Source organism: Oceanicaulis sp. UBA6590 (assembly GCF_002433705.1).
Taxonomy (GTDB): domain Bacteria; phylum Pseudomonadota; class Alphaproteobacteria; order Caulobacterales; family Maricaulaceae; genus Oceanicaulis.
In genome coordinates this window covers 1-361 of sequence record NZ_DJIQ01000034.1, presented here as the reverse complement: position 1 = coordinate 361, position 361 = coordinate 1, and the positions used below count along the sequence as shown (strand labels likewise).

Annotated in this window: 1 pseudogene; it reads right to left on the bottom strand. The window is 64.8% G+C overall.

Annotated elements, in window-relative coordinates:
* Window positions 1-361, bottom strand: a pseudogene (locus B2Z70_RS07065) (SulP family inorganic anion transporter); the annotation flags it as partial.

Here is a 361-nt window from a genome sequence, read left to right as displayed (position 1 = left end):
AGGCTCTCGATCAGGCCGATGGCGGCGAGGATCACCGCATAGGGGAAGATGATCTTCAGCGTTTCGAAATTGAGCGGGACCATCGGGATGTGAAAGCCCGGAAGTCCGCCCTGAATGCTGGCGAGATCACCCACGCGCGGCGCATCGAGACCGAAGCCGATGACAATGGCGGCGGTGACGGCAATGCCGGCAAGCGGGGCCGGGATCGCCTTGGTGACTTTCGGCACCCCCCAGATCACCAGCATGGTCAGTCCGGTCAGGCCCAGCATCACCAGAAGCGGCATGCCGGTCAGCCATTCGCCGCCCGCCATGCCGTGACCGCCGCTGGCGTGTTCGGAGCCGGGGACCTTGAACTGACCCA